The organism is Limnohabitans sp., from assembly GCF_038134685.1.
Classification (GTDB): Bacteria; Pseudomonadota; Gammaproteobacteria; order Burkholderiales; family Burkholderiaceae_C; genus Limnohabitans_A.
In genome coordinates, this window is the sequence record NZ_JAYPVP010000017.1 from 42,540 (window position 1) to 51,724 (window position 9,185).

10 protein-coding genes are annotated in these 9,185 nt (G+C 61.8%); 7 read left to right on the forward strand and 3 right to left on the reverse strand.

The features are described from left to right. Positions 1-31 precede the first annotated feature (31 nt). The 4 genes from AAFM15_RS08565 to AAFM15_RS08580 are packed head-to-tail and all read left to right on the forward strand — an operon-like array spanning position 32 to position 4,069. Entirely contained in the window at positions 32-1,342 is a 1,311-nt protein-coding gene (locus tag AAFM15_RS08565; protein ID WP_341686297.1) for a hypothetical protein, read from the forward strand. Positions 1,343-1,344: 2 nt separating this feature from the next. After that, a complete protein-coding gene (locus AAFM15_RS08570; RefSeq protein WP_341686298.1) occupies positions 1,345-2,748 on the forward strand; it encodes a copper oxidase in 1,404 nt (467 codons plus the stop codon). Between the two features lie 48 nt (positions 2,749-2,796). Next, the gene (locus tag AAFM15_RS08575; protein ID WP_341686299.1) at positions 2,797-3,306 is read left to right on the forward strand and encodes a cupredoxin family protein; all 510 of its coding nucleotides are present in this window, start codon (positions 2,797-2,799) and stop codon (positions 3,304-3,306) included. Positions 3,307-3,319: 13 nt separating this feature from the next. Next, entirely contained in the window at positions 3,320-4,069 is a 750-nt protein-coding gene (locus tag AAFM15_RS08580; RefSeq protein WP_341686300.1) for a DUF411 domain-containing protein, read from the forward strand. Positions 4,070-4,143: 74 nt separating this feature from the next. On the opposite strand, the gene groL is transcribed toward AAFM15_RS08580, so the two are convergent. Beyond that, on the reverse strand, positions 4,144-5,787 hold the full coding sequence (gene groL, locus AAFM15_RS08585) for a chaperonin GroEL (protein WP_341686301.1): 1,644 nt from the start codon (positions 5,785-5,787) through the stop codon (positions 4,144-4,146). A gap of 47 nt (positions 5,788-5,834) precedes the next feature. Continuing rightward, entirely contained in the window at positions 5,835-6,122 is a 288-nt protein-coding gene (gene groES, locus AAFM15_RS08590; protein WP_341686302.1) for a co-chaperone GroES, read from the reverse strand. A 186-nt stretch (positions 6,123-6,308) separates the two neighbouring features. On the opposite strand from groES, the gene AAFM15_RS08595 reads away from it, so the two are divergent. Both AAFM15_RS08595 and AAFM15_RS08600 read left to right on the forward strand, forming a co-directional pair. After that, the gene (locus AAFM15_RS08595; protein ID WP_341686303.1) at positions 6,309-7,139 is read left to right on the forward strand and encodes a lysophospholipid acyltransferase family protein; all 831 of its coding nucleotides are present in this window, start codon (positions 6,309-6,311) and stop codon (positions 7,137-7,139) included. Then, positions 7,139-8,002, forward strand: a complete 864-nt coding sequence (locus AAFM15_RS08600; RefSeq protein WP_341686304.1) for a lipid A biosynthesis acyltransferase — start codon at positions 7,139-7,141, stop codon at positions 8,000-8,002. Before AAFM15_RS08595 ends, AAFM15_RS08600 begins: the two co-directional genes overlap by 1 nt. Here the strand turns inward: AAFM15_RS08600 and yihA are convergent. Then, the gene (gene yihA / locus AAFM15_RS08605) at positions 7,965-8,684 is read right to left on the reverse strand and encodes a ribosome biogenesis GTP-binding protein YihA/YsxC (protein WP_371833098.1); all 720 of its coding nucleotides are present in this window, start codon (positions 8,682-8,684) and stop codon (positions 7,965-7,967) included. The two genes, AAFM15_RS08600 and yihA, sit on opposite strands and share 38 nt — an antisense overlap. An 85-nt stretch (positions 8,685-8,769) precedes the next feature. Here yihA and AAFM15_RS08610 point away from each other — a divergent pair. Then, on the forward strand, positions 8,770-9,185 hold a 416-nt coding region (locus AAFM15_RS08610; protein WP_341686305.1), incomplete at its 3' end, for a cytochrome c.

A 9,185-nucleotide genomic window follows, 5' to 3' on the forward strand; every position in this document is an offset into this window, starting at 1 on the left:
ACGCCATGTTCGTCTGTTTCAGGAAATTGACATGAAGCCCCTTTTTAAACGTGCCTTGGGTCCTTGGACTGCGGGCGCTGCGCTGCTGGCAGGCATGGGGTCTGCGGCTTGGGCGCAACACCATCATTCACCAGCGCCATCGGTGACGGCAGCGCCCACTGCCTTGAGCTGGCAAGACGCCAACCGTGCCGTCTCGCAGTTCCCCCGCGGCCACGCGGACGTGTTGCGCTGGGAACAAAAAAACATGCCGCCTTTGCCGGAGGCACCCGCCCACCCTGACGCGGGGCAGCTGACACTGATTCAGGCCCAGCGCTTGGCCCTGCAGGACGAGGCCCTGTGGCTCAAGCCCGGGATGAGCGCCCTGGAGGAGGCCGAAGTGCGTCAGCAAATGGCGGCCGTGCGCCGGGATGTGCAAAAGCTCTGGGTTGACGCAGTGACCAGCCGCCAGTCGCTGGCGCACAGCCGTGACGTTCTTGCGGTGGCGCAAGCCGGGACCGAACTGGGCCAACGCATGGCGCAGGTCGGTAACTGGAGCCGTGCGCGGCAAATCCAGGAGGAGCTGTCCTTGTGGGATGCGCGCACACGGTTGGACAAAGCGCAGCTGCAAGCCGATCGTGCACTGCAGGCCTTGTGGCAGCGCATCGGAGCAGGCATGACAGCACAAAAGCTGGCTGAGCAGTTGCCTTTGCACCTGCCCGTGCAAGCACCTTCAGACGGTTTGCCTGCGACCGCGGTTGACACTTCGGCGCAAGGTGTTGTGTCTGCCAATGACCTCGCGGCTTTGCAGTCGCAGGCGCTGCATGCCCATTCGCGCTGGTCTGTGCAAGACCTGGAAGCCCGTCGCCTGATGGCTGGGGCGGGCCTCAACGCGCAACAGCTGCAGTTGGTGCAAAAAGCCATGAACGATCTGGCTGGGCAGCAAACGCCTGCTTGGGACCCGCGCCATATGCGCTGGGGCCATGCCTTTGAAAAGGCGTGGCCAGCCCGTTTGCAGGCCGACCGGCTGGCGCGGCAGGTGCGTGCCGATGTGCAGCTGGCGGTGAACGCTTATGTGCAGGCACGACAGACGGCGCAGCACACGCAGGCACAGGTGCAGCGTCTGCACGAGGAACTCTCGCAAGAGACGCTGCTGCGCTACAACGGCATGCTCAAAAGCACTTGGGACCTGCTGGCCAGTGCCCGCACGCGCATCGACAGCGTGGATGCGTCCTTGCAAGCACAGCGCCAGCTGTGGCTGGCCCATGCCGACCTGGTGGCCGTGCTGGCGGGCTTGCCTTATCCAGCCGTAGCCAGCGATACATCTGGTGCACCCAAACCTTCCACCAACCCTGCAGGACACTGACCATGCAACGCCGAGATTTTTTCCAAAAAGCCGTGGCCGCCGCAGGCGTGGCCGTTGCCACCTCCGCCGTCACCCGCAGCGCGCTGGCTGCCTTGCCCGAGCCCGTCATCCAGACCCGCCCCGACACCGCACCGCCCTGGACGCCGCCAGGCGTGACCGGCGCCGGACGCCCCTACAGGCCGGTGGTCACCCTCAACGGCTGGACCTTGCCCTTTCGCATGAAGGACGGCGTGAAAGAGTTCCACCTGGTGGCCGAGCCGGTGGTGCGCGAGATGGCGCCGGGCTTTGTCGTCAACATGTGGGGCTACAACGGCCAAAGCCCTGGCCCCACGATCGAGGTGGTTGAAGGTGACAAGGTGCGCATCTTCGTCACCAACAAGCTGCCCGAGCACACCACCGTGCATTGGCACGGCCAGCGTTTGCCCAATGGCATGGATGGCGTGGGTGGCTTGAACCAAAAGCAGATCCCGGTGGGCAAGACTTATGTGTATGAATTTGTGGCGCGCAGGCCGGGTACCTTCATGTACCACCCGCACGCCGACGAAATGACACAGATGGCCATGGGCATGATGGGCTTGTGGATCACTCACCCCAAGGGCAAACACCCGCTGATCGCCGAGGTGGACCGCGATTACGCCTTTCTCCTCAATGCGTTCGACGTGACGCCCGGGGCCAAAACCCCCAATGTGAACACCATGCTCGACCAGAACATCTGGAGCTGGAACAGCCGGGTGTTTCCGGGCATCAGCCCGCTGGTGGCTCGCTTGAACGACCGGGTGCGGGTACGCGTGGGCAACCTGACCATGACCAACCACCCAGTGCACATTCATGGCATCGAGTTCGAGGTGACCGGTACCGACGGCGGTCCCGTACCCAAGACGGCACGCTGGCCCGAGGTGACCACCGATGTGGCCGTGGGCCAGATGCGCCAGCTGGAGTTCATTGCCGACGAGCCCGGTGACTGGGCCATGCATTGCCACAAGAGCCACCACACCATGGGGGCCATGGGCCACGATGTGCCCACCATGATCGGCGTGGACCACCGGGGCCTGGTGCAAAAGATCCAGAAGCTCATCCCGGACTACATGGTCATGGGCGAGCGCGGCATGGCGGACATGGGCGAGATGGAAATGGAGTTGCCCACCAACACCTTCCCGATGATGACCGGAACCGGTCCTTATGGCCCCATCGAGATGGGGGGCATGTTCACCACGCTCAAGGTGCGGGCCGATCAAAAAACGGGCGACTACAGCGACCCGGGGGATTACAAACAACCAGCGGGCACACAGGCTTATGAATACACCGGTCCGGCGGCGACCACACCAAGGGCGCCTGAGGCGAGCGCTCCACCTGCGGCGGTGCCGGCAGGCCAGGTGCGCAAGCCCCAGGGCCATTCGCACCATTGATTTGTTGCTGACATTCTTTCTGGAACATCCATCACAAGGACATTGGATATGAACATCACATTGAACGCCACGCTGTTGGCCCTCGGTCTCATGGCTCTGCCTCTGGCGCAAGCCCATTCACCAGCCCATTCGCCAGCGGCCCATGCCAGCCACGCCAACCATCACGCCCAGGCGCCGGCCGAGCAAAAAGACTGGGGCATCGCAGGAGACCCGAAAAAGGCCCAGCGCACCATCGAGATCCGCATGAGCGATGACATGCGCTTTGCCCCCAGGGAGATCCAAATCAAGCTGGGCGAGACTGTGCGCTTGGTCGCCGTGAATGCGGGCAAGGTCTTGCACGAGATCGTGATCGGCACGCCCCAAGAGCTCAAGGCGCATGCCGAGATGATGAAAAAACACCCCGGCATGGAACATGACGAGCCCTACATGGCCCACGTCGATCCCGGTAAAAAGGGCGACATTGTCTGGACCTTCAATCGCGCTGGTACGTTTGAATTTGCCTGCTTGATCCCGGGTCACTTCGAAGCGGGCATGGTCGGCCGCATTACCGTCAAGTAAAGGAAAGCACACCATGCAAAGACGTCAATGGATTCGTGCCGCAGCCCTGCTGGGGCTGGCGGCCACCGGTTTTCATCGCAGCGCACTGGCCCAAGCTGCCACGGTTCAGGTCTGGAAAGATCCGAACTGTGGTTGTTGCCATCTGTGGGTGGAGCACCTGCAGGCCAGCGGCTTCAAGGTCGAGGTGCGGGATGTGGGCAATACCGCTGCGCGCAAGCGCCTGGGCATGCCTGAAAAACTCGGCTCCTGCCACACCGCCACAGTGAGCGGCTACGTCATCGAGGGCCATGTGCCTGCCACCGACATTCATCGTTTGCTCAAGGAACGACCCGTGGCGCTGGGCCTGTCGGTGCCGGGCATGCCCATTGGCAGCCCGGGCATGGATGGCCCGGAGTACAAGGGCCGCAAAGATGCCTTTGATGTGCTGCTGGTGCAAAAAGACGGTAGCAGCAAAAGCTTCCAGCGATACCCGGGCCAGGCCCGCATGGCGCAAGGCGGTGGTATGCAGCGCGTCGGCGATGGCGCGACTGCCGCATTGCCCTGGGTGACGGCCGAGGTGCGACGCATTGACAAGTCTGCGGGCAAGGTCTCGCTCAAGCACGGCGAAATCCCGAATCTGGACATGCCGCCCATGAGCATGGTGTTCCAGGTCAAGGAGCCAGCGCTGCTGGACGCCTTGCAGGTTGGCCAAAAAGTGCGTTTTCAGGCGGTGCAGGAAAAAGGCGTTTACTGGGTGGTCAAGATTCAGCCTGACTCCATTTGATCTTCATCTGCCCATGAAAAAGCCCCGCCAGGCTTTCACCTGCGGGGCTTTGGAGCTTGGGAGCCGGGCGTGGATTACATGCCCATGCCGCCCATGCCACCCATGCCGCCCATGTCGGGCATGGCCGGAGCGGCTTCAGCCTTGGGGGCTTCAGAGATCATGCACTCGGTGGTCAGCATCAGGGAAGCGACAGAAGCGGCGTTCTGCAGGGCAGTACGGGTCACTTTGGTCGGGTCCAGGATACCCATTTCGATCATGTCGCCGTAGGTGTCGTTGGCAGCGTTGAAGCCGTAGTTGCCTTTGCCGGCCAGCACGTTGTTGACCACCACGCTGGCTTCGCCGCCGGCGTTGTAGACGATTTCGCGCAGGGGAGCTTCGATGGCCTTGAACACCAGGGCGATGCCGTGGTTCTGGTCTTCGTTGTCACCCTTCAGAGCGCCAACAGCCTGACGTGCGCGCAGCAGGGCCACGCCACCGCCGGCCACGATGCCTTCTTCCACCGCAGCGCGGGTGGCGTGCAGGGCGTCTTCCACGCGGGCTTTCTTTTCCTTCATCTCGACTTCGGTGGCAGCACCGACCTTGATGACGGCCACACCGCCGGCCAGCTTGGCCACGCGCTCTTGCAGTTTTTCGCGATCGTAGTCGCTGGTGGCTTCTTCGATCTGCACGCGGATTTGCTTGACGCGCGCTTCGATGTCTTGCGCAGCGCCAGCGCCGTCGATGATGGTGGTGTTTTCCTTGCCCACTTCGATGCGCTTGGCCTGGCCGAGGTCGGTCAGCTGCACTTTCTCGAGGGTCAGGCCCACTTCTTCAGCGATGACCTTGCCACCGGTCAGGATGGCGATGTCTTCCAGCATGGCCTTGCGGCGGTCGCCGAAGCCCGGAGCCTTGACGGCCACAACCTTCAGGATGCCGCGGATGGTGTTGACCACCAGGGTGGCCAGGGCTTCGCCATCGACGTCTTCGGCGATGATCAGCAGCGGACGGCCAGCCTTGGCGACGGCTTCCAGCGTGGGCAGCAGGTCGCGGATGTTGCTGATCTTCTTGTCGAACAGCAGCACGAAGGGGTTGTCCAGCAGGGCGGCCTGCTTTTCGGGGTTGTTGATGAAGTAGGGCGACAGGTAGCCGCGGTCAAACTGCATGCCTTCCACGACATCCAGCTCGTTTTGCAGGCTCTTGCCGTCTTCCACGGTGATCACGCCTTCCTTGCCGACTTTGTCCATGGCGTTGGCGATGATTTCACCAATGCTGTGGTCGCTGTTGGCGGAGATGGAGCCGACCTGGGCGATTTCCTTGGTGGTGGTGGTGGCTTTGGTGGCCTTCTTGAGTTCGGCGATCAGGGCTTCCACAGCCTTGTCGATGCCGCGCTTGAGATCCATCGGGTTGCCGCCGGCGACCACGTACTTCATGCCTTCGCGCACGATGGCCTGGGCCAGCACGGTGGCGGTGGTGGTGCCGTCGCCAGCGTTGTCAGAAGTCTTGGAAGCGACTTCCTTGACCATCTGGGCGCCCATGTTCTGCAGCTTGTCCTTGAGCTCGATTTCCTTGGCCACGGACACGCCGTCCTTGGTCACGGTGGGGGCGCCGAACGAGCGCTCGAGCACCACGTTGCGGCCTTTGGGGCCCAGGGTCACTTTGACGGCGTTGGCCAGAACGTTGACGCCTTCAACCATGCGGGCGCGTGCATCTGCGCCGAAAACTACATCTTTTGCTGCCATGTTGTTTAGCTCCTAATTAGCTGAAATCTTGAACGGAATGTGGTCGATCACTCGACGACGGCGAAGAGGTCTTCTTCTTTCATGACAAGCAGCTCGTCGCCGTTGACCTTGACGGTCTGGCCCGAGTACTTGCCGAACAGGACGCGGTCGCCGACCTTGACGGACAGGGCTTTGGTTTCGCCTTTGTCGTTGGTCTTGCCGGGGCCGACGGCCAGGATTTCGCCTTGGTCAGGCTTTTCTGCAGCGTTGTCGGGGATCACGATGCCCGAAGCGGTTTTGGTTTCGTTTTCCAGACGCTTGACGATCACGCGATCGGCCAGAGGACGCAGGTTCATGACTTCTCCTTGAGGATGAATACAGAGGTTGCAGATAAACAAATGCCAACGAATGTTGGCGCGAACTGACTTTTACACGGCGCTTGTTAGCACTCATGTCGTTCGAGTGCTAATGATAAGGGCTTTTGTGACGGTTTCAAGACCCGGCGCAAATCCCCGCACCGCTTCAGGGCAAAATCGGGCTCCATGTTGTTCTGGTTTCGCTTCTTCAGCCGTTGGCCTTTGTGGGCCTTGCACCTGCTTGGGTATCTGGGTGGGTGGGTGGCCTGGCTGGCGGCGCCTGATTACCGAAAGCGCTTCATGGCCAATGCCCGCCAAGCCGGTTTGAACTGGTCACAGGTGTGGGGCGCCATTGGGCAGGCTGGCTGCATGTCGGCCGAATTGCCCCGGCTGTGGCTGGGGCGAACGCCGCATGTGGAGTGGGCCAGCGAGGCGGCAGCCGCCCAGGCTTATGCAGCGGGTGATGGCGTGGTGTTTCTGACGCCGCACATGGGCTGCTTTGAAATCACGGCGCAGGCGCTGGCCCAGCGCTTTGGTCAGGCCCACGGTACCCTGACCGTGCTCTACCGCCCTGCGCGACAGGCACAGCTCAACGCTGTGATGGAAATAGCACGCAACCGCCCAGGGCTGGAGGCCGTGCCCACCACACTGTCTGGCGTGCGGCAAATGATCAAGGCTTTGCGCCAAGGACAGGCCGTGGGTCTGTTGCCCGACCAGGTCCCCCCCGATGGCTTGGGCCAATGGGCCCCGTTTTTTGGCAAGCCCGCCTACACCATGACCCTGGCCGCTCGCCTGGTGCAGCAAACGGGTGCCAGGCCGGTGTTGATATGGGGCGAGCGGCTGGCTTGGGGCCAGGGCTATCGTCTGCACACCCAGTCGCTGGCTTTTGAATTGTCTCAAGACCTGGCGACTGCGGTCGTGCAAATCAACCAGGCCATGGAAAAGATGGTGCTTCAGCGTCCGTCCCAATACCTGTGGGGCTACGCACGCTACAAATCACCGCGCAAGGACAACTGATGGCCCGTTTCCTGATTGTGTTCATGCGCTTTCTGGCCTGGTGGCCCTTGCCTGCTTTGCGCGCTTTGGGTGCAGTGCTGGGGTGGGTGCTGTATGCGCTGGCGCGCGAGCGGCGTCATGTGGCCAGCGTGAACCTGCAGCTGTGTTTCCCGCAATGGAGCGCGGCCAAGCGCCAGCGGGTGCTGCGTCAGCATTTCGTGTGCGTGATGCAGTCCTTGCTCGATCGTTCATGGTTATGGCATGCGCCCTTGCCTGTGTTGCAGCGGCGGCTACAGGTGGTGGGTGATATGCAGGCCATGCAGCAAGAGGGTGGCGTGGTGGTGTTTGCACCGCATTTCGTGGGGCTGGACGCAGGTGGTGTGGCTTTGACGCTGGTGCAAGGGCAGTCCATGGCCAGCATTTATGTGCCTCAACGCGGGCAGGCGCTGGACGATTGGGTGCGCCACGGCCGTAATCGCAACGGGCGCAACCGGCTTTACGAACGCCATGAAGGTGTGAAAACCATTGTGGCCGGATTGCGTCAGGGCGAGAAGCTGTACTTGCTGCCAGACATGGACTTTGGCGCGGCCGAGTCGGTATTTGTGGATTTTTTCGGGGTGCCCGCAGCGACGTTGCCCTCGCTGTCTCGTTTTGCCCGTCTGGGACGCGCGAAGGTGCTCACAGCCGTCACACGCATGACCCGCAGGGGCTACCGTGTTGAAGTGTCGGGTTCGTGGGACAACTACCCTTCAGATGAGGTGCTGCTCGATACCCAGCGCATGAACGAAGAGCTGCAGTCCCTGGTGTTGTCCATGCCCGAGCAGTATTACTGGGTGCACAAACGCTTCAAGACGCGTCCGCCGGGTTCGGATCCGGTGTATTGACGGGGTGGATCCAGTCCCACAGGTGCTTGGCCGTTTCTTCCACGCCTTGCTTTTTCAGGGCTGAAAACAGTTTGACATCGCCACCACCTGCTTGCAGTTTGGTGATGGACAAGACTTTGGCTTGTTCAGCGCGGGTGAGTTTGTCAGCCTTGGTCAGCAGCACCAAAAACTTCAAGCCTTCTTCCACCCGGGGGCGGATGATGTCGAGCAAGGCCTCATCCAGATCGGTCAGGCCGTGCCGCGGGTCGCAGAGCATGACCACGCCCAACAGGTTGGGACGGCTGACCAGGTAATTGGCCATGACCCGCTGCCAGCGCGCCTTGTCGGCTTTGGGCACCGCGGCGTAGCCGTAACCGGGCAGATCGGCCAGCACGGCGTCGTGTACGCCTTGCTTGCCCAGGGAAAACAGGTTGATGTGCTGGGTACGCCCGGGTTTTTTGGAGGCAAAGGCCAGCTGTTTTTGCTGTGTCAGGGTGTTGATGCAGGTGGACTTGCCTGCGTTTGACCGACCGACAAAGGCGATTTCGGGCAGCTCGTGCGCTGGCAGGTGCTGCAGCTGGGCTGCTGTGGTCAAAAAACGGGCGGTGTGCATCCAGCCCAGTGGCGTGACGCTGGCAGCGCCCGGGGTCGGGGCTGGGGCTGCCTCTGCGGGGCTTGGAGGGCGGGGTGCTGAATGGGACATGAATGGGAAGTGTATGAGCGTCAGGAAACAGACAATGGCCTCATTGTAGAATCCGATGGTTTTGCGCCGTTTCAGGATGTACCTCATGAAAGCACTGGTTTCCCTTTTGATGACTGCCCTGGTGGCAGGTTCTGCCCTGGCCAATGGCCCTGAATCCAAGGTCGCCAAGCCCGACCTGGCCAAGGGTGAGGCCACTTATACAGCGGTGTGCGCTGCCTGCCACGCTGCCGACGGCAATTCCACCACGCCGGCCAACCCCAAGTTGGGTCAGCAGCACCCGGAATACCTGGTCAAGCAACTGCATGAATTCAAGTCCGGTAAGCGTGCCAATGCCGTGATGAGCGGTATGGTGGCCGGTTTGAGTGATGCCGATATGCGCAACATTGCCTACTGGCTGGCTTCCCAGAAGGCCAAGCCTGGCTTTGCCAAGGACAAGGACACGGTCTGGTTGGGCGAGCGTATCTATCGCGGCGGCATCCCCGACCGCCAGATTGCGGCTTG